The organism is Parerythrobacter lutipelagi (genome assembly GCF_005434975.1).
Taxonomy (GTDB): Bacteria; Pseudomonadota; Alphaproteobacteria; order Sphingomonadales; family Sphingomonadaceae; genus Parerythrobacter_A; species Parerythrobacter_A lutipelagi.
In genome coordinates, this window is sequence record NZ_SKCJ01000002.1 from 868,100 (window position 1) to 891,799 (window position 23,700).

General features: G+C 60.7%; 21 protein-coding genes. 8 read left to right on the forward strand and 13 right to left on the reverse strand.

What is annotated here, in order from left to right; translation table 11 throughout:
• Position 1 precedes the first annotated feature (1 nt).
• Positions 2 to 286: a DUF1467 family protein gene (locus E0502_RS12525; RefSeq protein ID WP_137678327.1), complete on the forward strand. Its 285-nt coding sequence runs from the start codon at positions 2 to 4 to the stop codon at positions 284 to 286.
• On the opposite strand, the gene E0502_RS12530 is transcribed toward E0502_RS12525, so the two are convergent.
• A complete protein-coding gene (locus E0502_RS12530) occupies positions 283 to 2,904 on the reverse strand; it encodes an ATPase (protein WP_137678328.1) in 2,622 nt (873 codons plus the stop codon). The genes E0502_RS12525 and E0502_RS12530 overlap by 4 nt on opposite strands.
• A gap of 70 nt (positions 2,905 to 2,974) precedes the next feature.
• Here E0502_RS12530 and E0502_RS12535 point away from each other — a divergent pair, with 70 nt between their 5' ends.
• From E0502_RS12535 to E0502_RS12550, 4 genes are all read left to right on the forward strand, one after another.
• Positions 2,975 to 3,289, forward strand: coding sequence for an Hpt domain-containing protein (locus tag E0502_RS12535; RefSeq protein ID WP_137678329.1), 315 nt, complete (start codon positions 2,975 to 2,977; stop codon positions 3,287 to 3,289).
• A 66-nt stretch (positions 3,290 to 3,355) separates the two neighbouring features.
• Complete coding sequence (locus E0502_RS12540; RefSeq protein WP_137678330.1) at positions 3,356 to 4,555, forward strand: hypothetical protein; 1,200 nt, start codon at positions 3,356 to 3,358, stop codon at positions 4,553 to 4,555.
• A gap of 37 nt (positions 4,556 to 4,592) precedes the next feature.
• The gene (locus E0502_RS12545) at positions 4,593 to 5,540 is read left to right on the forward strand and encodes a hypothetical protein (protein ID WP_137678331.1); all 948 of its coding nucleotides are present in this window, start codon (positions 4,593 to 4,595) and stop codon (positions 5,538 to 5,540) included.
• 3 nt (positions 5,541 to 5,543) lie between these two features.
• A complete protein-coding gene (locus tag E0502_RS12550; protein ID WP_137678332.1) occupies positions 5,544 to 6,911 on the forward strand; it encodes a sensor histidine kinase in 1,368 nt (455 codons plus the stop codon).
• 9 nt (positions 6,912 to 6,920) lie between these two features.
• Here the strand turns inward: E0502_RS12550 and E0502_RS12555 are convergent, their stop codons facing one another.
• The gene (locus E0502_RS12555) at positions 6,921 to 8,207 is read right to left on the reverse strand and encodes a citrate synthase (protein ID WP_137678333.1); all 1,287 of its coding nucleotides are present in this window, start codon (positions 8,205 to 8,207) and stop codon (positions 6,921 to 6,923) included.
• 35 nt (positions 8,208 to 8,242) lie between these two features.
• A complete protein-coding gene (gene gltX / locus E0502_RS12560) occupies positions 8,243 to 9,667 on the reverse strand; it encodes a glutamate--tRNA ligase (protein ID WP_137678334.1) in 1,425 nt (474 codons plus the stop codon).
• Positions 9,668 to 9,696: 29 nt separating this feature from the next.
• On the opposite strand from gltX, the gene E0502_RS12565 reads away from it, so the two are divergent.
• Positions 9,697 to 11,877, forward strand: a complete 2,181-nt coding sequence (locus tag E0502_RS12565) for a ComEC/Rec2 family competence protein (protein WP_137678335.1) — start codon at positions 9,697 to 9,699, stop codon at positions 11,875 to 11,877.
• A 21-nt stretch (positions 11,878 to 11,898) separates the two neighbouring features.
• Here E0502_RS12565 and lexA read toward each other — a convergent pair whose 3' ends face one another.
• The 10 genes from lexA to E0502_RS12615 form a co-directional block, all read right to left on the reverse strand.
• Complete coding sequence (gene lexA / locus E0502_RS12570; protein WP_137678336.1) at positions 11,899 to 12,585, reverse strand: transcriptional repressor LexA; 687 nt, start codon at positions 12,583 to 12,585, stop codon at positions 11,899 to 11,901.
• A gap of 82 nt (positions 12,586 to 12,667) precedes the next feature.
• A complete protein-coding gene (locus E0502_RS12575) occupies positions 12,668 to 13,867 on the reverse strand; it encodes a molybdopterin molybdotransferase MoeA (RefSeq protein WP_240049066.1) in 1,200 nt (399 codons plus the stop codon).
• Positions 13,842 to 14,318 (reverse strand): cyclic pyranopterin monophosphate synthase MoaC, encoded by a 477-nt coding sequence (gene moaC, locus E0502_RS12580; RefSeq protein WP_137678338.1) that lies wholly within the window; start codon positions 14,316 to 14,318, stop codon positions 13,842 to 13,844. Before moaC ends, E0502_RS12575 begins: the two co-directional genes overlap by 26 nt.
• A gap of 154 nt (positions 14,319 to 14,472) precedes the next feature.
• On the reverse strand, positions 14,473 to 15,258 hold the full coding sequence (trpC, locus tag E0502_RS12585; RefSeq protein ID WP_137678339.1) for an indole-3-glycerol phosphate synthase TrpC: 786 nt from the start codon (positions 15,256 to 15,258) through the stop codon (positions 14,473 to 14,475).
• A gap of 4 nt (positions 15,259 to 15,262) precedes the next feature.
• Positions 15,263 to 16,255, reverse strand: coding sequence for an anthranilate phosphoribosyltransferase (gene trpD, locus E0502_RS12590; protein ID WP_137678340.1), 993 nt, complete (start codon positions 16,253 to 16,255; stop codon positions 15,263 to 15,265).
• Positions 16,252 to 16,857 carry an anthranilate synthase component II gene (locus tag E0502_RS12595; protein WP_137678341.1) on the reverse strand — a complete coding sequence of 202 codons (606 nt, stop codon included), beginning with the start codon at positions 16,855 to 16,857 and terminating at the stop codon, positions 16,252 to 16,254. Before E0502_RS12595 ends, trpD begins: the two co-directional genes overlap by 4 nt.
• Positions 16,858 to 16,906: 49 nt before the next feature.
• Complete coding sequence (pip, locus tag E0502_RS12600; protein ID WP_137678342.1) at positions 16,907 to 17,872, reverse strand: prolyl aminopeptidase; 966 nt, start codon at positions 17,870 to 17,872, stop codon at positions 16,907 to 16,909.
• Positions 17,869 to 18,627, reverse strand: coding sequence for a phosphodiester glycosidase family protein (locus tag E0502_RS12605; RefSeq protein WP_137678343.1), 759 nt, complete (start codon positions 18,625 to 18,627; stop codon positions 17,869 to 17,871). The genes pip and E0502_RS12605 overlap by 4 nt, the downstream gene beginning before the upstream one ends.
• 68 nt (positions 18,628 to 18,695) lie before the next feature.
• Positions 18,696 to 20,243: an anthranilate synthase component I gene (trpE, locus tag E0502_RS12610; protein ID WP_137678344.1), complete on the reverse strand. Its 1,548-nt coding sequence runs from the start codon at positions 20,241 to 20,243 to the stop codon at positions 18,696 to 18,698.
• An 18-nt stretch (positions 20,244 to 20,261) separates the two neighbouring features.
• Positions 20,262 to 22,193 carry a peptidylprolyl isomerase gene (locus E0502_RS12615; protein WP_137678345.1) on the reverse strand — a complete coding sequence of 644 codons (1,932 nt, stop codon included), beginning with the start codon at positions 22,191 to 22,193 and terminating at the stop codon, positions 20,262 to 20,264.
• A 192-nt stretch (positions 22,194 to 22,385) separates the two neighbouring features.
• On the opposite strand from E0502_RS12615, the gene tpiA reads away from it, so the two are divergent.
• Positions 22,386 to 23,156: a triose-phosphate isomerase gene (tpiA, locus tag E0502_RS12620; protein ID WP_137678346.1), complete on the forward strand. Its 771-nt coding sequence runs from the start codon at positions 22,386 to 22,388 to the stop codon at positions 23,154 to 23,156.
• Between the two features lie 102 nt (positions 23,157 to 23,258).
• Entirely contained in the window at positions 23,259 to 23,621 is a 363-nt protein-coding gene (gene secG / locus E0502_RS12625) for a preprotein translocase subunit SecG (RefSeq protein WP_137678347.1), read from the forward strand.
• Positions 23,622 to 23,700: the final 79 nt, after the last annotated feature.

The following is a 23,700-nucleotide window of genomic DNA, read 5'->3' on the forward strand; positions in this document are numbered from 1 at the left end:
CATGCAGTGGACTTCTATCGTTGCGATTTACGCGCTCGTGTGGGTGATTACCGCTTTCGTGTCGCTGCCCTTCGGGATCAAGACGCATGAGGAAGCCGGCGTGCCCAAAGTTCCCGGGCAAGCCGACAGTGCGCCGGCGAATTTCCGTCCGGGCAGGCTGGCGGTGCGTACGTCCGTTATCGCAGCGTTTCTCACCGCCGCCTATGTGCTCAACTACATCTACGGCTGGATCGGCATTCAGGATCTGAACTTTTTGGGCTGGCTGTTCGACGCCGCCGGGACCTAGTCTCTCAAACGCTCGATCGCCTGCGCCAGCGCCACATAAAGCTTACCCATATCCGAACTGAGCAGGGTAACACCCAGAGCATTGCCGTCCCGCGTCGAAAGCATAGTCCGCAGCATGGCTTCGAAGTCGTGGATGTAGCGGCTTACGTTCTCGCGGAAATCCGGGTCTGCAGCATACGTCTCGGCGATATCGCGTGCTTCTGTGTTGTCGAGCAAGCGCACCGCGCGACGGGTGAAGATACCGCGATCTCCGCGCAGATATGATGCCCATGCCGTATCGCTCACGTCGGTCGAAATCGCTTTGGCGATGTCTATCGAGTTTGAATTGAGCGCTTCGGTTATCAGGGCAACGCGGCGGGCGAAATCGTTACCGACCTGATCCTCGGCCAGTTCGCGTGCCCGCGCCACGCGGGTTTCCAGATTGCCCGCCAACTCGTTGACCTTGGCCAATTGATCGCGCAGCTGCACTGTGATTTCGCGACCAGCTGTGCCCGCCTTGATGGCACTGTCTTCGATCCGGGCGATGGACCGGGTCACGCCGTCTTCGACTGCCCGTTCCACGCTTTCCGCGCTCTTGGCGCTGACTTCCGTCGCGAATTCGCCAAGCCGGTCTGTCAATATCGTTTCGATCTCGGCAGGCGCGCTTTTTGCAGCCTGTTGGAGCGCTTCTATCGCTTCCGCAAGCGACGTCCGCGCGCGTTCGCTAAGCTGATCGCTCTGCCCGGCCAAAGCGGTAAGACTATCGTAAAGTGAAGCCAATCTGCGATCTTGCTCATCATGGCTTTCGTACAAGCGATGCTGCAATCCGTCGAGATCAGCGATCGCTTCACGGCTCGTGTCGCGCGCGGTTATGACATAGGCCGACAGGTCTTCGCTCTTGCGACCGGCTTCGCCAATCAGCGATTGCAGTTCGGTCGCCTGATCACGCACATTCTCGAGCCGCGTCTCGGCATCGATGAGCGCCGCCGGCAGGATTTCGCTGCTGTGCTGTGAACTGGCCTGGATGAGTTCGAGCAGGCGGACGCTGGCTTCGGTCAGCTCCGCAACAGCGGAGTCGGTTCCTGCCAGCAAGTCCTTACTCTCGTCCAGTCGGGCGGAGAGTGTTTCGATATTGCCAGTTATGCTGTTCTGCGTGCTCTCTCCCTGCTCGGAAATGTCCGAGAGAACCGTGCGCAAACCCTCGATGCGTGCAGCAATGGATTCGCTGCGTTCAGCAAGCGTCTCAGCAGTTGCCAGCTGGCTCTCGCGTCGTTCAGTGATCGCCAGGTCGAGCGCAGCGAAGCGCTCTTCGAGAGCGGAGATGGCCGCCGCTTCATCGGTCGCCATGGCCGACTGACGCAGCCTGATTTGCTCGACAAGCTTGGCGTCACGAACGGCAATGTTCGTATCGACAGCTTCCGCTTCCTGCCGCAAAGCTTCAAGCTTCCTGTTGGCGGCTTCCAGCGCCTGTTCGTCGATCCGTTGAATTTCCTCGATAGCCTCGCGAAGCTGCGTATCGAGTGTTTCGATCTGTCCGCTCCATCTTGCGATTGCGTCATTCTCGCCTTCGCGGACCGACAGGCTGATCGTCTGTGCTTCTTCACGCAGTGCGAGCAGGCGTGCTCTCAATGAGCGAATGGCTTCCTGCTCCTCATCCTCAATCACAGCGCGGGTTTTCTGAAACTCTTCCGCCAACGTATCCGCGCGGCGCCGCATCGCGGCGAGCGCCTCGACCTCACGCCCGTCGAGCTCGGTGCGGAATTCTTCGCTCTTTTCGTGCAGAGCACCGAAGCGTGCCTCAACCAGGGCTTCCATTTCGGCTGCTTGCGTTTCGAAAGTCGCAAGCGCGCCACCGATCCGCTCTTGCAGCGACATAACTTGTTGTTCGCTTGCTTTTCCGAACGCATTAAGCCGTTCGAAACCGCTCACCAATTCGGCAATCTGCCCATGCGCGGTGCGCCCTGCGGTGCCGATCTGGTTAGATACGTCGCGAGCGGAATTGGCGATGACTGGCAAATCGTCGCGCAGCCGGTTCATGTTCTCAAGCGCGGTGGTGCTGACTTGTGCGATGGAATCAATCTGGCGGCTGTTATCGGCCACCAGCGTCTGGAGCCGGTCTGCATTCTCCGACAAGCGCTCACTGGCTACGCGCCCAAGTGATTCCAGATCCCGCGCCTGCGATCCCAGAAATTCCCGGGCAAGGCTCAACTCGCGGTTTACGACGGAAAGTCGCTGTTCCAGCTCTGCCGACTTCAGGGACAGATTTTCAGCCACTTTCCCGAAGCGGACTGCTTCGCGGCGGCTATTTCGTGTGACGAGGATCCACAGCGAAACCACGAGCAAGACCGGAACCGCCCACGCGGTGATCCACCCAATCCACTGCTGCGGCGTGCCGCCTGAAAGGATATCTGCCCGCTGCGCCCAGCCAAAAAAACCTGTCCATCCGGCCACAGCAAGAATCGCGAGAACCGGCGTCGACCAGCGCCAAAGCGAAGGGCGATAAGCCTCTTCCGGCTCCCACTCTTCATAACTGTCGTCCTCTGTCAGCTCGACTGTTTCCTCGATGGATACGTCAGCCTCTGCTGCGTCTCGTGCAGCGTCTTCGGAGCCAATAGCTCGGATGTTTGATCCCCCGGTCATTGCGGCAGAATACCACAGAATTGATTAGGTTAAACCCCGGCTTAACCAAACAGCGTTAGACTGTGGCGCAATGGCATTCGAAAGTGGAAACCTCGACGCGACATTCGCAGCTGCGGCAGGTGAAGATCCGGCCTTGATGGCGGAGCTTCGCGTGGCCTTTGGGGAAAGCGTTGCGCGCCAGATAGATTTGCTCAAACGATCGCGCTGCGACGCGAACTGGGAAATGGCCGCTCAGAGGCTGAAAGGCCTGGCGGCCAGCTTTCATGCTGATGCGCTGATCAAATTGTCACAAGAAGCGGTCGAGGCCGCTCCCGGCGAACCCACAGTCATCCGCCGGATCGAAACGTTCTACCGCGAATTCATCGGGCAAGACGGCAGAGCGTGATTTAGCCGCTTGGCAAGCCGGGGCTGCTCGTCGTAAGTCGCCGCCCATGCTGCCTGTCTGCCCATCATGCTCATAGCGCTCATCTCAGCGCGTGAGAGCGCATCCGACAATGAAGGGAGCATGCTCGGCACGGCTCCACTTGCGGGTGGAAGCATATTGCTGCGGCAAGTGCGCCTCGCTCTGCAATTGGGCTGTAAGCGGGTCGTCTGCCTCGCGGCCAGACCGAGCAAGGAACTGATGCAACTCCAGCACCTGACGGAAAAGCAGGATGCGGATTTCATCATCGCCTCACACAATCGTGCGCTAGCCGGCGCTGTGACGGCAACGGACAGGCTGCTGGTTCTTGCCGAGGGCATGGTGTGTGATCCGGATATCGCGAAAGCGCATCTTGCCGACAAAGCCAATATTCTTGCTCTGCCCGCAGACAGCGCCGTGCCTCTGGGCTTCGAACGGATTGACCGGGACCGGGCATGGGCCGGGGCAATGATCATACGCGGCGCTCTGGTTGAAAAGCTGCATGACTTTCCGGACGATATCGACTGCGTTTCCAGCCTTTTGCGGCTTGGACTTCAGTCTGGATCGCAAATCAGTTTGTTAGATGGTGATTACCTCACAGCAAACGAATGGGGGTTGATCACCAATCAGGTCGATCTGGCAGAATGGCGAAGCCGCGCAATATCCCGGTCGATGGTCCCGGCATCATGGAGGCGCCCGATTTACGCAGGCCTGGATCGGCTTGTGATGCGCAAAGCTGCGTCGGCGGGCTTGCCAGGCGGTATGAGCGCGGGTCTGCGGGCGGGCGCTATTCTGGCAATCGTTGCCGCTATTGGACTCGCTTTTTCCGGTTTCGTTGCAGGTGGCATGGTCACGCTGGCTATTGCGGCCATGCTGTCGCGAGCGGGCGAGAGCGCAGGGTTGGTCGCAATTGCCGCCGCTGATGTCAGCCGGAGGAAACGCTTGGCAGAACTTGCCGAGCTGCTGACGCTCGACAGTGCAATCATGCTCGCCCTTTTTATCTCCGTTCCGACGGACACAAGAGTGGATATCGTGTTCGCAGCTGTGATGCTGTTCGGATTGCTCCATTTTTCGTCACTGCAGGGTCCGCCGGTAAGAATTCCATTGCTTCAGGATCGGGCCGTTCTGGCGCTGATTGCAGCTGGCGGTCTGATTTTCTCGGTAATTCACCCTGTAATACAGATGCTTGCTTTGTTTGCGCTTGTGGTCGAATTGTCTTTGGCCATTCGTGCGAGGCTAACGGGCGCTTAACCATAGGCGGCTATGGCGAAAGCTCACAGAGGACCCGATGAACGCACAAGCTGAAACTCCTGTCGAAACGATCCTGCGCGATGAACTTGCGCATGGCGATGGTGTGCTTGTGTCGCTCGCGCCGATTCTCGGCCACCTCGTGTCGACACCGGACAATACCCTGTTCAACGATCAGGTCATCGCGACAATACGTGGTCTTGCTGTCGATGTGGCCGGGCAATTACTCCGCGCCCAAGCGGATGCAGCGAGCGAAGCCGATCCAGCTGCGTTCGTGGAAGCGGGGCAAGATGCGCTCGCGGCCGAGTTACTTGCAGACCAGGATTTCCTGCTGCACTCGCATGCCTTGACCATCGAAGCGCAGACTGCGCGCCACTTGCAGAAACGCTCGGGCATCGACCCGGTCGTCTCGCCGATGCTCCAATCGCTTATTGCCTCGAAAGAGGATGCCATCGCAGGCGGCGCCATGGCCATTCTTGCCGCGCAGGCGAGATTCTTCCAGCAACATCAACGGATGGAGCTACCGCTGCGCGAATTGCCCGGGGCCCTGTTCGACACCGTTCTGCTTCGCTGGCGTGCCTTTGCAGGCATCGGAACGGAGAACATCACGGCCCAGGCGGAGATGATGCTCAGAAGCACGTTTGACGAAGGGATCGGCCGGATCGGTCTGCTCAATCGCATGGTTGCGGCGCTGGGACGTGATGCGGTCAAAGCGATTTCCATCAGCCATGGCGGGATGGGGCTGTTCTCCTCGGCTCTTGCCGCAAAAACGGAGCAAATACGCTCCACCGCCATCCTCTCGACGAGCGAGCAGCAGGTCGGGCGGCTTGTTCTGTCGCTCCGTGCTGCCGGGCTCGAGCCGGAACAGGTCGAAGAACAGTTCCAGTATTTCCACCCGGACATTGATTTGCCGGAAGGCTTTGAAGCGTTGCGGGTTGACCGTGCGCAAGCCATGATTGCGACACTTGCTGGGCAGGAAGGAGCCTAAGCAATGCGTCTGACCGGCACTTTCCTTGCCCGCGCCAAGGTGGACGAGAATGCGATCCTTGCTGAAGCGCAGGAGCCTTTGGTTTCGCTTCAACTGCGTTGTGGCGGGGAAGTGCCCGGTCCGATTGCGATTCCGGAATTGCGCGAAGCGGTGATGCAGTGCCTTGCCAACAACCGCCAGGTCTCACGCGGATTCAGCGCATTCGACGGTGAAGAACGCATCGAAGGCTGGGTTGAACTGGTCCCCAATGAGAAAGCAGGGGGCTGTATTCTCGGGATCTCCGACTGGCAGGCGACAGCATACGAGATCGAAGCCGATCCGCAATATGAACAGCGCCGCCTTGATGTCGATCGAAGCGTAGCAGAAATTGCCGCGAGGCTCGACGCCAACCAGTGCATTCTTGCAGTCGAGGGGCGCGCAGCCGATGTCGTAGATGCAGTCGGGATTATGGCGGCCGCAACCGGCCGTCCGTGGACCGAATTCGTTACGTTTCCCGGAGACAGTCACCGCCAGCCCTTGCACTGGCGTTTGCTCGACGGTGCCCATTGCACAATCGCTGGTTCCGAGCGCAGCTGGTCGGTTCACCTCGTCCCGCTCGGTCCAGCCCGGTCCGGGGCTGACGGGTTTGAACTCTATTTGATACCGGATCGGATTCTTACCCCGGTGGCGAGCGAACCCGCAGCGAGGACATCCGGCGTCTCGCACACTATCGGCCGCGAACTCGCTCCGGTGTTGCGTCAGCCGATTGCGCGGATCATCGCCAATGCCGAAACAATCCGGACAAAAATGGCCGGGCCCCTGGCCGAAGAATACAGCAGCTATGCGGCCGATATTTCCAACGCAGGGCAGCACTTGCTTTCGCTGATCGAGGATTTGTCCGATCTCGAAGTCGTCGAAGCGGATGATTTCTCCACTGCGCCGGACGAGATCGACCTTGGCGATGTTGCGCGGCGATCGACCGGGATCCTTTCAGTCCGCGCGCAGGAGAAGAATATCAGACTAGAAGCGCCGGGTTTCGATGAGAGCGTTCCTGCGAGAGCAGAATTCCGCCGGGTGCTGCAAATCTTGCTCAACCTTGTTGGCAATGCGATCCGATACGCGCCCGAGGGCTCGACCGTTACAATTTCCCTTGCCCAGATGGGCGGACATGCTCGCGTTCAGGTGAGTGATGAGGGCCCGGGTCTTGACGCCGATCAACAGGCGGTCATATTCGAGAAATTTGAACGGCTTGGCCGTACGGGCGACGGAGGCTCCGGCCTCGGGCTCTACATATCGCGCCGGATCGCCCGCGCGATGGGTGGGGAGCTTTCCGTAGAAAGCGCCCCCGGGGCAGGCGCGCGCTTCACGCTCGACCTGCCACCGGGGAAATAGGCTTCCAGTTTAGCGCTTGTCTACCGGCAGATAGTCGCGCTGTGTTGGACCAGTGTAAAGCTGACGCGGGCGGCCGATGACCTGCGCGGGATCGGAAATCATCTCGTTCCACTGCGCCACCCAGCCAACTGTCCGGGCAAGAGCGAAAAGCGCGGTGAACATCGTCGTCGGGAAGCCGATCGCGGACAAGATCACACCGGAATAGAAGTCTACGTTGGGGAACAGCTTCTTTTCTTTGAAATAGTCGTCGTTGAGCGCCATCTCTTCCAACTGCAGTGCGGTCTCGAAAACGGGATCGGTGACTTTGAGCGCATCGAAAACCTCGCGCACTGTCTTTTGCATTACCGTCGCGCGCGGATCGTAGTTCTTGTACACGCGGTGACCGAAACCCATCAGGCGGAACGGATCGTTCTTGTCCTTGGCGCGCTCGATATAATGCGGGATGCGGTCAGGCGTACCGATTTCACGCAGCATGTTGAGCGCCGCCTCGTTCGCGCCGCCATGCGCCGGACCCCATAGGCAAGCGATGCCGGCGGACGTGCAAGCGAACGGGTTTGCACCGGACGAACCTGCGAGCCTAACCGTCGAAGTCGACGCGTTTTGCTCGTGATCTGCATGGAGGATAAAGATCCTGTCCATGGCCTTTTCGACTGCCGGAATCACTTCGTATTCTTCTGCCGGCACGCCGAAGGTCATGCGCAGGAAATTGCCGGTATAGCTGAGCGAATTGTCCGGATAGAGGAACGGCTGCCCGACTGAATATTTGTACGCCATGGCCGCAATGGTCGGCATTTTGGCGATCAGCCTGTGGCTGGAAATCTTGCGGTGTTCCGGGTCGGAAATGTCAGTGCTGTCGTGATAAAACGCCGACAGCGCCCCGACCACGCCGCACATGATCGCCATCGGATGCGCATCGCGCCGGAAGCCCTGATAGAACTGCCGCATCTGATCATGCAGCATGGTGTGGCGCGTGATGGTGTAAGTGAAGTCGTCAAGCTCTTCCTGCTGCGGCAACTCGCCGTTGAGCAACAGGTAAGCGACTTCCATGAAGCTCGAATGTTCCGCCAACTGGCCAATCGGATAGCCGCGGTGAAGCAAGACACCTTCATCGCCGTCGATATAGGTCAACGCGCTTTCGCAGCTTGCGGTCGATTTGTAGCCCGGGTCAAAGGTGAATCGACCGGTCTGGCCATAAAGTTTGCGTATATCGACGACATCCGGGCCGACGCTGCCTTCGAGGACCGGGAATTCATGGGTTTGACCGCCCACTTCCAGCTTAGCCTGCTTGTCTGCCAATTGTCTTCTCCTTCAAACTGTCATCCGGTGCCTGCTCAAGCGGCCTGCGCGTCAATTCGCGCCAGCGACTCTTCCCGGCCGAGCAGGACCAGTACATCGAAAATTCCGGGGGACGTCGTCGTCCCGGTCAGCGCGGCTCGCATTGGCTGCGCCAGCTTGCCGAGGCCCAATTCGAGCTCTTCGGAAAGCGCCTTGGTAGTGGCTTCGAGAGCCTCGATTGTCCAGCTATTTTCAGACTTCAACCGCTCCGAAACAAGCTTCAGCCGCTGACGGCCTTCGTCGTCGAGAAGCGAGGACGCCTTTTCGCTCATTTCCAGCGGACGCTGCTTGAACAGGAAAGCCGCACCCTCGGCGAGTTCGTGCGTATCCTTCGCGCGCATCTTGAGCACCGGCATTGCTTTTGCCAGCAGTGCGATATCAGTCCCGACACCAATTTCCGGAGCGACCAGCCGTGCCAACCTCTCGTCATCGGCCTCCCTGATATGGTGACCGTTGAGGTTGAGCAGTTTCTTCAAATCGAAACGCGAAGCGCTCTTTCCAACCCCGTCGAGGTCGAACAGCTCGATAGCTTCTTGCCGGGTAAACTCTTCCTTGTCGCCGTGGCCCCACCCCAGGCGGATCAGGTAATTGAACAGCGCTTCGGGCAAAACGCCCAACTCGTCACGATAGGCTTCGACGCCTACGGCACCGTGGCGCTTCGACAGTTTGGCACCGTCCTGCCCGTGAATCAGCGGAGCATGGGCATAGACCGGCTCCGGCCAGCCGCCTTCGATCTGGTCCATGGCCTTGATGATCGGCAACTGACGGAACGCGTTGTTGAGATGATCATCGCCGCGGATGATGTGGGTGCAGCCCATGTCGTGGTCGTCGACGACCACCGCCAGCATGTATGTCGGGGTGCCGTCTGCCCGCAGGAGCACATAATCGTCGATTTCTGCATTGGCGACGCGCACTTCGCCCTGAACGGCATCCTTGATAACTGTTTCGCCTTCGATCGGCGTTTTCAGCCGAACAACAAATGGCGTTCCGTCCGGCGCATCCGCAGGATCGCGGTCACGCCAGCGCCCGTCATAGCGTTGCGGTTGCTTGTTTGCACGCTGCTCCGCGCGCATCGCCTCAAGCTCCTCGGTGGTTGCAAAGCATTTGTACGCATGACCCGCTTCGAGCAGCGCCAAAGCGACTTCACGATGCCGGTCCGCTCGCTGCGACTGGAATACAGGTGGCTGATCATAATCCAGGCCAAGCCAGTCGAGCCCTTCGAGGATCTTGTCGATTGCATCCTGAGTCGACCGCTTGTGGTCGGTGTCTTCGATCCGCAGCAGCGCCTTGCCGCCGTGATGGCGCGCAAAGAGCCAATTGAACAAGGCCGTGCGTGCACCGCCAAGATGCAAATATCCGGTGGGTGAAGGGGCGAAGCGTGTGACCACTTTTCCGCGATCCTGTCCGCTATCGCTTGCCATATGCTCTCGCTTCCTTTCCAGTCACTTAGATGGCGACAACCAATGCGCCCATTGTGCCGATCGGGGATGGCCCCGATAGCGGCGATGCTGCAGTGCAGCGCACTTGGCGCAGCAAGGCCGCAATGTCCAGCATTGCAACGGTCCTGGAGGGTTTTCTTGGGCGGAGCGGATTCGATCGCGGACCCTGGCTGGCCGTGGCGTTCGCACTTGGTATTGGAACATGGTTTATTCTCGACGAACCATGGCAATGGATGGCAGCGATCGGCGCGGTCTTGCTTGTCGCCATTGCGGCGGCATCAGTGCGACCGGATGCGCAAAATTGGCCGGAGCTGCGCCGCGCAGCGATTGCGGTTTGCCTGTTGGTAGCCTTCGGCATTGCGACTGTCTGGACCCGTTCGGAAATCGTCGGTGTGGAACCCATTCCCTATCCCCAGGTGGAACGGTTCGAAGCGCGTATCCTCGAGCGGGAAGAACAGCCCGCACGCGACCGGGTTCGGCTTGTCCTTGCAATGCGGGATGCCGAAAGTGGAGCCGCGCGCAAGGTGCGGGTCAATGTGCCGATGGATGCGGACGTCGTTGGGGCAAGTGAAGGCGCGGTCATCCGCTTGCGTACGCGGCTGATGCCGCCCGCGCCGCCGATGCTCCCGGGGGGATACGACTTCGCGCGGACCGCGTGGTTTGATGGGCTCGCCGCCTCAGGATCCCTGATCGGCGAGATAGAGGTAATCCAGGCGAACGACGATAGGGCGAGGCTTGGCCCTCTCCAGCGATCGCTTGCCGCACATGTCCGCAGCAACCTGGGGGGCTCCCCTGGCACCATCGCTGCGGCTTTCGCGAGCGGTGATCGCGGGGCGATCTTGGAAGCCGATGAAGAGGCCATGCGTGACGCCGGCCTGACCCACTTGCTTTCGATCAGCGGGCTGCATGTGAGTGCGGTGATCGCTGCGGCCTACGTCCTCGCTTTGAAACTGCTTGCGTTATGGCCGTGGCTCGCACTGCGCGTGCGTTTGCCCATCATGGCTGCGGGTGTGGGCGCACTGGCAGGCATCGGATACACGTTGCTAACCGGCGCAGAGGTGCCGACGGTGCGAAGCTGTATCGGCGCAGTGCTGGTCCTGATTGCGCTCGCATTGGGACGAGAGGCGCTCTCGATGCGCATGGTCGCGGCGGCAGCGTTTTTTGTTCTCTTGCTTTGGCCCGAATCCCTGGTCGGACCAAGTTTCCAGATGAGCTTCTCTGCCGTTCTCTCCATTGTCGCGTTGCACAATTCGGCACCGGTGAAGGCCTTTCTGGCCCCGAGGGAAGAGCGCTGGCTCAGCAAGTACGGCCGCCGAACCTTCATGCTGCTGATAACCGGCCTCGTTATCGAACTCGCATTGATGCCGATCGTCCTGTTCCACTTCCACCGGGCGGGTGTCTACGGTGCCTTTGCCAACGTGATCGCAATCCCGCTGGTGACGTTCATTTCGATGCCGCTGATCGCTGTCGCATTATTTCTCGATACGATTGGTCTCGGGGCACCGGCATGGTGGCTGGCGGGCAAATCACTCGAGATCTTGCTCGGCATCGCTCATTGGACTGCAAACCAGCCAGGTGCAGTCAAGCTGATGCCGGAGATGGGGGGCGGTTTGTTCGCGATCTATCTGATCGGCGGCTTATGGATGGCTCTGTGGCAAGGGCGGGTCAGGCTGCTCGGGCTTGTGCCCTGGGCCATCGCGACAGGATTGTTCCTGATCAAGCCGGTGCCCGATGTGCTGATTTCCAGCGACGGACGCCATGTCGGCATCGTGGGTGAGGGCGATCGATTGCTTGTGTTGCGGGAGAGCCGGAGCGATTACGCCAAGGACAATCTGCTCGAAATGGCCGGGATGGACGGCGAGCCTGTCGCGCTTGTTGACTGGCCCGGTGCGAGTTGCAGTTCTGATTTCTGCGTCCTGAACATGCAACGTGATGGCAAGGCGTGGAGCTTGTTGATGTCCCGCAGCCGCGAGCTGGTATCGGAACGCGAACTGGCCGCTGCATGCGAACGAGCCGATATCGTGATCGCTGACCGGTACCTGCCGCACAGCTGCAGTCCGCGCTGGCTCAAGGCGGATCGCCGATTGCTCGACAGGACGGGCGGTCTAACGATCGATCTCAAGAATGAACGCTTCACCACCGTTGCCGGCGGGCAGGGGGAGCATGGCTGGTGGCGCGGGAAAAGCGAATAACCTGGCCCGCGCCGCCGCAGATCAATGGTAGCGGCGAAGCAGGCCCGCGAGCTTGCCTTGCACCTGCACCTGACCAGATTGATAGACCTGCGGGGAATAGCTGGAGTTGGCCGGATCGAGCCGAACCATTCCGCCATCCTTGTGCAAATACTTGAGCGTCGCTTCTTCGTTGTCGACCAGCGCGACCACGATCTCACCGTCACGCGCGCTATCTGTGCGGCGGATCAGCGCAAAATCGCCATCGAAGATTCCTGCCTCGACCATCGAGTCACCTGAAACCTCTAGCGCGAAATGCTCACCCGGGCCGAGCAAGGCAGCAGGTACAGGCAGGCTGGACTGGCCTTCCAGCGCTTCAATCGGCATGCCGGCCGCGATGCGGCCGTGCAGCGGAATCTCGATTACATCGTTCGCCGGTTCGGGCGCAGCCTTCGGAGCACTGGTTGTCCGTGAGACCACGTCGCTTGCCGCCCCTCTCGCTGCAGCAGGCAAGGCGTCTTCCGGCTGCTTGAGAACTTCCAGCGCCCGAGCACGATTGGGCAGGCGGCGGATAAAGCCGCGTTCCTCCAGCGCGGAAATCAGGCGGTGGACGCCCGACTTGCTCTTCAGATCGAGCGCTTCCTTCATTTCTTCAAAGGAAGGTGAAATGCCGGTCTCTTCCAGTCGCTGCTGGATAAACTGGATCAATTCGTGCTGCTTCTTGGTCAGCATGGCGTTAGCTCCTTGGCCGCCTGTTCCATTCCGCTCACATTGCGAACGAATGAGGAACAATTAGGCAACTCGTTCCATCAGGTCAAGCGTTTCCGCCATTTCCGAGGAGATAGACCGGAACAGGCGTTCCCGCTTTGAGCCCTCCGCAGTGTTCCGGACGTTCGATCAGGCAGCTTGCTTTTGAAAGGGCTAACAGTGCGCTGCTGTCTTGCTGATCGAGCGGTATTGCGCCGTCCGGTGCGATTGTCGCGCGAAGAAATTCACGTCTGGGGCCGACCGGCGGCAGATCGTGCGCGGCCGGCAGATACATTCGTGCTGGCCAGGGATCGCGTGCCCCGAGCATTGCGCGGATGGCCGGAAGCATGAACATAAACCCGGTGACGAAGCTGCTCACGGGATTGCCGGGCAGCCCCAAGATCAGCTGTTTCTGGCGTCGTGCCACCAAAAGCGGCTTGCCCGGCTTGATGGCGACGCGCCAGAAATCCGGTTCGACACCGATGGACTTCAACGCCGGCCGAACAAGGTCGTGGTCGCCAACCGAAGCACCGCCACTGATCACGATGAGGTCAGCACTGCCAGCTGTTTCGATCGCCTCGGCGATAGCTCCGAGATCGTCCGGTAGCGGCGCAGAAACTGTGGTCTCACATGCCTGTGACGCGCACATGGCGGCGAGCATTGCCCCGTTGCTGGGGGGGAGTTGGCCTGGTTTTGCGGCCTTTGCATCGAGTTCATCGCCGCATTCGAGGATGGAAATCCGGGGCGGCCTACCAACATTGATCGCGTCACAGCCAGCGGCAATCAGCAGTGCGAGTTGAGCGGGGCCGATCCGCTGGCCTGCGGCAATGACCTGCTCGCCCGTCGCAAAGTCGAAACCCTTTCGGCGGATGTGCGCGCCGTCCTCCGGATGCTCGATTGCCTGGAGCGTGTGGTCCGAAAGCTGAGCATTTTCCTTGATCAGCACTGCGGATGCGCCCTCAGGGATGACGGCTCCGGTGGAAATGTGCGCCGCTTGACCCGGCCCGATCGGACCGCCGAACGGAGCACCACAGCGGCTTTCTCCGACCACGGTCCATGGCTCTGTTCCCGCGACCGCAAAACCGTCCATTGCGGAGAGATCGGCGCAGGGTTGCGACCGCTTTGCGCGCACATCGCCAGCTGCGTACCGGCCCAAGGCACCGTTCGGGCTGGCCAATTCGACAGGCGTTCGCTGCACCACTTTGACCAACTGCCTGAGCGCCGACTCCAGCGAGAGCATCTCAGCCGCCACTGCGCGTCCAGTCACCGGACTTGCCGCCGCATTTGGAGGAGAGCTGAACGGATTCAATCACCATGGCTTTGTCCAAAGCCTTGGCCATATCGTAGACCGTCAACAGCGCCACCGAGACAGCGGTCATCGCTTCCATTTCTACACCGGTCTTGCCGGTCAGTGATGCAGTCGCTGTGGCTCGCACGCCGGCGTCCTCAATCACGAAGTCGAGGTTGACCGCATCGAGCGCCAGAGGGTGGCAAAGCGGGATCAATTCACCTGTCTTCTTGGCGGCCATGATGCCCGCGATCCGCGCAGTCCCGAGGACATCGCCCTTCGGCGCGTCACCGTTTTTGATGGCGGCGAGGGCCGTCGGGTGGATGCGGATGAACCCTTCCGCCACCGCTTCGCGCGAGGTTTCCGGCTTGGCGCCGACATCGACCATGCGCGCGTTTCCGGTCGAATCGAGGTGCGTTAGCCGGCTCAATCTGTCGCTCGCATGAGGCAAGTGGAACACATGGAACACAGTCCAAAGACTGAAATTCTCCGCGCCCAGGAATGCGGGGAAAGTGCGAACAAACCGGAATAGCTGAGCATAGTCATGACTGCCTTATGCCAAGCGCGTCAGCAGTAGGACAGGCCTAACCTGTCAGTAGAGCGCGGGTGGCGGCTTCGACATCGTCTTGCCGCATAAGGCTTTCGCCGACCAGAAAGGTCCGAACACCGCTTTTCGCCAGCCGCTGGCAATCCGCATGGTTGTTGATGCCGCTCTCGCCAACCAGCAACGTGCCTTCCGGGGCGAGCTTGACCAAGCGCTCGGTGGTCGCAAGATCGGTGGTGAAGGTCTTGAGGTCGCGGTTATTGACCCCGATCAGCCGTGAACGAAGCTGCGCCGCGCGGTCCATCTCGGCCTCGTCGTGAACTTCGACCAGCACATCCATCCCGCGCTCGATTGCTGCCGCCTCGATATCCACCATTGCGCCGTCGCTCAGCGCTGCGACGATAATCAGGATCGCATCGGCCCCCATGCTGCGTGCTTCGGCGACCTGCCAGGGATCAACCATGAAATCCTTGCGCAATACGGGGAGGGCGCAGCTGGCACGGGCTTCGACCAGATAGTCTTCATGCCCCTGAAAATAGGGCGCATCGGTCAAAACCGAGAGGCACGCCGCGCCGCCCTTCTCATAGGCGATCGCGTGGGCGTGCGGGCGGAAATCGGCGCGGATCAAGCCCTTCGATGGCGAAGCCTTCTTTATCTCGGCAATCAACGCGAAGCCGCTTTCGGCCTTGTTTTCAAGCGCCTGCAAGAACCCGCGCGGCGCGGTCTGTTCGCTTGCGCGTGCATCCAGATCGGCGACTGTCGCCAATGTCTTGCGAGCCGCGACTTCCTCGCGCTTGGTGGTGCAGATTTCTTCGAGCTTGTTCATAAGCTTAGTTCGCCATCTCGATCCAGTTGGCGAGCAGTTTTCCAGCCTTGCCACTATCGAGCGATTCCGCAGCGATCGCGGCACCTTCCGCCCAATCAGCGGCCTTGTCGGCGATAATCAATGTTGCCGCGGCATTGAGCAGCACAGCATCGCGATAGGGTCCGGGCATCCCCTCGAGCAAGGCTTTGAGTGCCTTGGCGTTGTGCGCCGCATCGCCGCCCCGAATGGCTTCGACCGGCGCGTGCTCGAGACCAGCCATGCCCGCATCGACACGGCGCATTTCGAATTCGCTGCCGGTAACATCGGCCAGTTCATTACCGCCCGCGAGGCTCAGTTCGTCGAGCCCCTCATCGCCCGAGGCGATAAAGGTGCGTTCGGTGCCCAGCTTGGCCTTGGCGGCGGCGTAGATCGGCACATAACCCGGCCGAGCGATACCGATCAGTTGCCGCTTTACCCCTGCGGGGTTGGATAGCGGACCCATCAGATTGAAAATCGTCCGCTTGCCGAGTTCTTGGCGGATCGGCTGGATGCGCCCCATCGCGGGGTGGTGGTTCTTGGCGAACAGGAAACAAATTCCGAGTTCTGCCAGCGTTTTCTCTGCGCTTTTTCCCGCAGCTTCCATATCCAGGCCGAGCGCTTCCAGCGTATCCGCAGCCCCCGATTTGGACGAGGCGGCGCGGTTGCCGTGCTTGGCCACCGGAACGCCTGCCGCAGCGACGACCAGGCTCACTGCAGTCGATACGTTGAGCGTGTGATGTCCGTCACCGCCGGTCCCGCAGCAGTCGACCGCATTGTCAGGCGCTTGGATGGGTATCAGACGAGCGCGCAAGGCCCGGGCTGCGCCGGCAATCTCGTCCGAAGTTTCACTCCGTTCGGTCATCGCCAGCAGAAAACGCGCGATCTCTTCATCGCTTGCGTCGCCGTCGAGGATCCAGCCGAAGACCTCCTCGGCCTCGGCTTCGTTCATATGCGGAACGGCGAGGGGCAGGGTCTTCATACTGGCGCTCTTTCGCGGGTTTCGATGCCGCAGATCTCAAGGAAATTGGCAAGCAGCGCGTGGCCATGCTCGGTGGCGATGCTTTCCGGGTGGAACTGCACACCGTGGATCGGCAGCTCACGGTGGCGAAAACCCATCACGGCGGTGCCGTCGAGGCCTGGCGTCTCGCTGGTCGCATTGACCACCAGCTCGTCAGGAATGTCATCGACGATCAGAGAATGATACCGGGTGGCGGTATAGGGCGAGGGGAGGCCAGCGAAAACGCCGGTGCCGTCGTGTTCGACAGGAGAGGTCTTGCCGTGCATTAGCCCGCCGCGCACCACGCGCCCGCCGAAATGTTGGCCGATCGACTGGTGCCCGAGGCACACGCCGAGCAGCGGCTTGCCCGCATCGGAACAGGCCGCGACGAGGTCGAGGCTGATCCCAGCCTCGTTGGGCGTGCACGGTCCGGGCGAGATCAGGAAACCCTTCGCGCCTGTCGCCAGCGCCTCTTTCGCCGACAGCGCATCATTGCGTTCGACCCGCACCTCGGCACCCAGTTCCATCAGGTAATGGACCAGATTGAAGGTGAAGCTGTCATAATTGTCGATGACGAGGATCATGGTCAGTGCCTTTGCTTGTGCCTACTACGCAGGCAAGCAAGTTTAGGTTTCAGGACGTTTTGCCGGCCAGTTCATCCGTGGCGCGCACCAGACCATCGATAATCCCCCGCTCGCCCGCGCTGTGGCCGGCGTCGTGGACAATCCGCAGATCGACTTCCGGCCATGCCTTTTTCAGCGCCCAGGCCGAAGTTGGCGGGGTACAGATATCATGGCGGCCCTGGACGATAATCCCGGGGATGCCCTTCAGCTTGTGCGCGTCGCGCAGCAATTGTGCTTCCTCAAGGTAGAAATCGTTGAGGAAGAACCGCGCGCAGATGCGGGCAAAGGGGACGGCCTTGGACGGGTCGGCAAATTCACCGAGCAGGCTTTCATCGGGCAGCAGAGTTGCCACGGTTCCTTCCCACAGCGACCACTCCTTCGCAGCGGCAAGACGGGTCGCTTCGTCGTCACTGGTCAGCCGGTCGTGATATGCCTGAACGAGATTGCCGCGCTCGTCTTGCGGGATGTGGCCGGAGAATTCATCCCACTGTTCGGCCATGATCTCGCTTGCGCCGTAGGTGTAGAGCCAGTCCTTTTCCTTCTGGCGCGCGAGGAACACGCCGCGCAGCACCAGTTCGGCGGTCCGCTCGGGGTATTTCTGCGCATAGGCGAGCGCGAGCGTCGCGCCCCAGCTGCCGCCGAAGACCTGCCACGCGCCGTGCCCGCACATTGTGCGCAGCCGCTCGATATCCTCGACGATGCGCCAGGTGTCGTTGTGCTCGATTTCCGCGAAAGGCAGCGACTTGCCGCAGCCGCGCTGGTCGAACAGCAGCACGTCGTACAACTCGGGATTCCACTGGCGGCGATGCGCCGGGCTCATCCCGCCGCCGGGCCCGCCATGGAGAAAAACCGCAGGCTTCGCGCCCGGCGTGCCGACCCGCTCATAATAAAGCGAATGCCCTTCGCCGACGTCGAGCATACCGCTCTCGTAAGGCTCTATCTCCGGGTAGAGTGTACGTTCATAGGTGATCGTCATTGCTTTTCCTCCACCACAATCAGCGGGCCGAGCAGCGCGCCATTGTCGAGCCGCTCCTTGGCCGGGTCCCACAATGCGGAGACATTCCCGTCGAGGAACAGCGCATTGGGTGTCTTGAGTTCATCACGGAAATACCGCGCGAGCTTGCCGAAGCTGACCGCCTGGTTCGAGATCACGAAATGTGCGCGGCCTTGCGTGTCTACGCCAACCCCGTTGCGGATGGCCTTGCTCGGGCCGTCGTCGCTGATTTCCGGGTGCAGCTTGCCACCGACTACCAGCATCGGGCCGCTCTGCGTACCGAATTGCGGTCTGTCGCCGACATTGGAATAGAAATCATCCGACGCGCGGACCTGCCATTTGCCGTTCGTGCCGAAGAAAACGCCATTCGGCATCATGTGGAAATTGCCCGGTCCTTCGTTGCGGTTCAGTTCCTTCAGCCGGTCGCCGCCTTCTACATAATAGCCGATTGGCTTGCCTTCGCCGTCATACATGCCGCCATTGACCGCAAATGCGACAAGCGCGGCGTCGGACGGACGGCCGCCAGCAAGGTTGGGAAGGCTACGATAAGGTGCGTCGCCGTCCGGTCCGAGATCCGTGACAATTCGATGCTTCGCCGGATCGGCCATGCAATGGGTGAACTTCGCGCCGTCGAATGTCACATCCCGGCAAGCCGATGCGCGCGCGGGCGCGTCCGGCTCGGGCGCGGCGGTCTGTTCGGTCTGCTCGGCGACTCCGCTACCGATTTCCGTGCGCATGACCGGCTCTCCCTCAGGCTCAGGCGAGCAGGCGGCAAGACCTGCAACAAGCGCAATTGATAGTATTCTCACTGGCCAAATCCCGGTTCACTGGCGACACGCACGGCTTCCTTCGCCGCTGCAAGGAGGGCGCTCGCTTTCGCTTCGCATTCGCGTTGTTCGTAGGCAGGGTCGCTGTCCGCCACGATGCCTGCGCCCGCCTGCACGTGCATCATGCTGTCTTTGACGACTGCGGTGCGCAGGACGATACAGCTGTCGACAGAACCGTCGGGCGCGAAGTAACCGACGCCGCCTGCATAAGCCCCTCGGGTCTCCTGCTCAAGCTCGGCAATAATCTCGCAGGCGCGGATTTTTGGCGCGCCGCTGACCGTGCCCGCCGGAAAGCCCGCGAACAATGCATCGAGCGCGTCATGCCCTGGGCCCAGCTGGCCCACCACATTGCTGACGATGTGCATGACGTGGCTGTAGCGCTCGATGGTGTAGCTGCCGGTTACCTCGACCGTTCCTTCGCGGGCCACGCGGCCGACATCGTTGCGGCCCAGGTCGAGCAGCATCAGATGCTCCGCGCGTTCCTTGGGATCGGCAAGCAGGCTGTCCTCGGCGGCGCGGTCCTCGGCTGGTGTCGCGCCGCGCGGCCTTGTCCCGGCGATCGGGCGGATGGTGACTTCCCCGTCTCGGACCCGCACGAGTATTTCGGGGCTCGAGCCGACCACCGCAAAGCCGGGCAGGTCGAGGAAATAGAGGAACGGGGACGGGTTCACACGCCGCAATGCGCGGTATAGCTGAAACGGAGGGAGCGGGAACGGGCAGGTGAACCGCTGAGCCAGCACGACCTGGAAGATATCACCCGCCTCGATGTAGTCCTTCGCCCGGGCAACCATGCCGGAATAGGTCTCGCTTTCCAGCTCGGGATTGAGGGCCATCGCGGGCGCTTGCGGCAATCTCGGCTGTGCGGGCGTGGGCTGAGCGAGCTTCCTCAAAGTCTCGTCGATGCGCTCGCAGGCGCCGAACAAGGCCTGCCCGGGCTCGGACTGATCCGGCCATAAGGGTGCAATCGCGAAAAGGCTCTCTGTCAGGCCGTCGAACACGAGAATAACCGTGGGGCGAACGAACAACATGTCCGGCAGATCAAGCGGGTTGGCGGGTGCCCGGGGAAGCTTTTCGACCAGACCGATTGTCTCGTATCCGAAGTAACCCACCAGGCAGGCGAGGGCGGGGGGCAACTCTTCAGGCACTTCGATCCGGCATTCGCCAACCAGCGCGCGTAAAGATTCCATTGATCCGGCACTGCATCCGGCAAATGCTTCCCGGTCGGTTTGCCAGTCTCGATTGATTGCGGCTGAATCACCCGATGCGCGGAACACGAGATCCGGCGCGAGGCCCAGCAGGCTATAGCGCCCGCGGATTTCCCCACCTTCGACCGACTCGAGCAGGAAGTCGCCTCGACCGGGTTCAATCAGCTTGGCGGCAGCGCCGACCGGAGTCTCTGCATCGGCGATGACCCGGCGCCAGACCAGCGATGGCTTGCCAGCCGCCAGAGCTTGGAGCGCTTCTGCGGCATTGGCCAGTCCAGGCACCTCGCCGGGATTATCCGAAGATCCTTCGTCAGATGGCATGGCAGGGCAGCGTGCCCTTTACTGTTCGCCGACGAGCTGTTTTCTAACAGCTTCGATTCCGTCGTCGTTCTTCTCGACACCCATTTCCTTGCTGATCGCGTTGCGCAACTGCTGATTGTATTCTGCGCCCATCGCGCGAGCGAGTTCCTGCCGTGTCTGCGTCAACAGAGGATCATCCTGCGCGATTTCGCCGGCTTCGATGTCGTCGAGGTCGACGATGAACCAGCCCGCATTCTGCGGTGCCTCCAGCTTCTTGAAGGTGCCTTCCGCCATGCTGAACATCAGTGCCAGAGGCGGCGGTACGCGGCGCCCCAGCTGAGCCAGCTGCTGGCGCGAAAGATTGACCGGATCTGCCGGTGGCAGGGCTGTATCCTCGGCCTGCATCGCTGCGGCGAGCGTCTGGCCCTCTTTGAGCCGGGCAAGGATCCTGTCGCTGGCGGCCTTGGCAAGTTTTGCCCCTTGCGCATTTTTCCAGTCGGCCACCACGCGCTCACGAATTTCCTTTAGCGGCGCGGATGCGGATGGGGTGATTTCGGCTACCTCGAAGACAAGAAAGGTTTCCCCGGCTTCGATTTCGACCAGTTCGGGTTCGCCTTCGTCCATGTCGAATGCGGTCTGGATCGCTGGTGCCAGCACTTCGGGTGCCCGCTGTTGCGCGTTGCCATAAACGATGCCTGCACCCGTCAGGGGCTGGGTCACCTTTAGCTCTGCACCGACTTCCTTTGCGATTTCCGAGATCGATGCGCCATCGACAATCTGGCCTTCAAGTTCAGACGCAAGATCGGTCACAGCTTCACGCCGCTTGGTAAACCGAAGAACTTCGCGGATTTCTTCGCGCGCCTGATCCAGAGTGCGGCCGGCCTGCCGGTCAACCGAATCGATGCGCGCTACGTGGTATCCAAGCCCGCTCCGCGCCGGGGCGGCCACGCTGCCGCGCTCAGCAGCAAACACGGCATTGGCCACGGCTGCTGCCGTCTGTCCGGCGAATTCCTCTTTGGTTACGCTCTCGACGGTTGCAGTCGTGAGGCCAGCCTCACTGGCGACCTGACCAATTGTCGCGCCGCCTGCAATGCGTTCACGGAACGAGGCTGCTGCCTGCTGAGTGGGAACAATGAACTGAGTGATTGTCCTTCGCTCTGTCGCTTCAAACTGCTGGCGGTTTTCGTCGTAGAACGCTTTGATTTCTTCCGCCGTCGGCTCACCACGCTCGCCGAGCGCATCGACACCGAAAGTCGCGTAACGAATCGTGCGGCGCTCTGGTCTCACATAATCGCCCTTGTTCTCGTTGTAGTAAGCCGTGAGTGCGCTGTCTTTCGGATCCGTCTTGGGCGCGAATGCAGCGCTCGGCAGCAGCCCTACCGTGCCACGGCGGGTCTCTTTGAGCAAAGCGGCGTATTGGCTTGAAACGCTCTCGGGGGCTTTGGCGCCAAACTGCGCCGGCACCAGCAATTGGCGGGCGAGCAAGAGTGAACCGAGTTCATCGCGCAGCTTGGCATCGGTCATTCCCATGCGCGAGAGTGATTCGAGATATGCGTCCTGATTGAAATTGCCGTCTGCCCCGCGGATTCCGGGTATCTGCAAAATCTCGCTGTTCACCAGATTGTCTCCGGCCCGCAAACCATACTCGCGGGCAAACTCGGCAAGCGAAGTGCGCGCAATCAATTGTTCGATCACGTCATCCAGTCCGCCTTGCTCGATAAAGGCCGGCATGGAGATCGTGGGATTCTGTTCGCGAATGTTGCGAATCGCGTTGTTGGCCGCATCGACCAGGTCGGACGAGTTGATCTTCTCGTCGCCGACCACGGCGACGCGTTCACCCCCGGCGACACCGCCGAAGGTCGAATTCATCGCAACATCGCTGGTCGCAAATGCAAAACCGATCAGGACGACAAACGCCAGCGTGATCGGGATGCCCAGTTTGGATTTGAAGAAATTGCGAAAAATCTGCATGCGCCTGCCATTCCGAGAGAAAACCTGCGGGGCCATGTGGCCGCCTTCGGGCAAGCGCTTTATCCGCCCTGCGACCTCGCGGCAACAGTCACCGCTTTGTTTTGACCTGATGGCAAACTCGGTCTAGCGGAGCGCCCCTCACGCCCCATATAAGCGGGCAACCAACATTCAGAACATATTCGGGAAACTCCTATGGCCGAACGGCCCTATATCGTTGGCAACTGGAAAATGAACGGGACGCGCGCGATGTTGTCGCAGGCGCGTTCGATCGACCGTGCCGCGCAGAATCTTATGAAGGTCGAAGTCGCGATTGCGCCGCCTTACACGCTGATTCACCCGGTCCACCGGGAAGCCGGGCAAATCGCGGTCGGCGCTCAAGACTGTCATCCCGGTGCCGAGGGACCGCATACCGGCGATATATCGGCGGTCATGGTCGCTGATGCGGGCGCCAAATTCGTGATACTCGGTCACAGCGAACGCCGTCAGGACCATGGCGAAACCAATGCTCTCGTGCGCGAGAAATGCTCTTCGGCTATCGAAGCAGGATTGCGGATCATTCTCTGCGTCGGCGAATCGGAAGAGACCCGCGATGCCGGTAAGGCGGAAAACCATGTGACCCGCCAGCTTAAGGCATCCCTCCCGGAAAATCTTGATAATGCGCAGGAAAGTCTGACGGTTGCTTACGAACCGATCTGGGCGATTGGTACTGGTCGTACGCCGACGGTGGAAGACATCGGCGCGATGCACCGCGCAATCCGGGCAACACTGAGCGATATGTTTGGCGAAGAGCAGGGCGCAGCAGTGCGCATCCTCTACGGCGGCTCCGTCAATCCCGATAACGCATTCGAGCTGCTTTCCGCTGACGAAGTTGGCGGCGCACTGGTCGGCGGCGCCAGCCTGACAGCAGAGAGTTTCCTCGGCATTGTGATTGCCGCTGCAGAACTGAACGACCAACCCGCCTGATCACCAGGCGGGCCCCTTGCGCTTGCCAACGCTTGCCGACGCTTGCCGAGGCGGTGCAGGGTGACTACATGGCGCTGAAGAACACAGATCGAGAAGTATTCAATGTCCCTCTTTTTCTTTCTTACAATCGTCCAGGCGATCGTTGCAGCTGCGCTGGTCGGTGTCATTCTGATGCAGCGCTCCGAAGGTGGCGGCCTCGGGATTGGCGGCAACCCTAACGGAATGATGAGCGCCCGCGGCGCAGCGGATTTTCTGACCCGCGCGACAAAGTGGCTCGCGGTTGCGTTCGTCGTCCTGTCGATCGTGCTGGCAGCAGTTGCCGTCGAAACCGGTTCCGCTGATGAAATAACGACGACGATCGACCGCAACGTGACCCCGGCTGATCCGCTGGGCGGCTCGACGCAAGCTCCGGCAGAGACGCCGGCTGCTCCGAGCAGTGATCCTCTCGACGGCAACACGAATTAAGTTCATTTCATTGCGCTGACTGTGGATTGCGGCCTTTTGCCGGTTCATTCCGCTTGCGCCGGGTCCAATTCCACGCGTA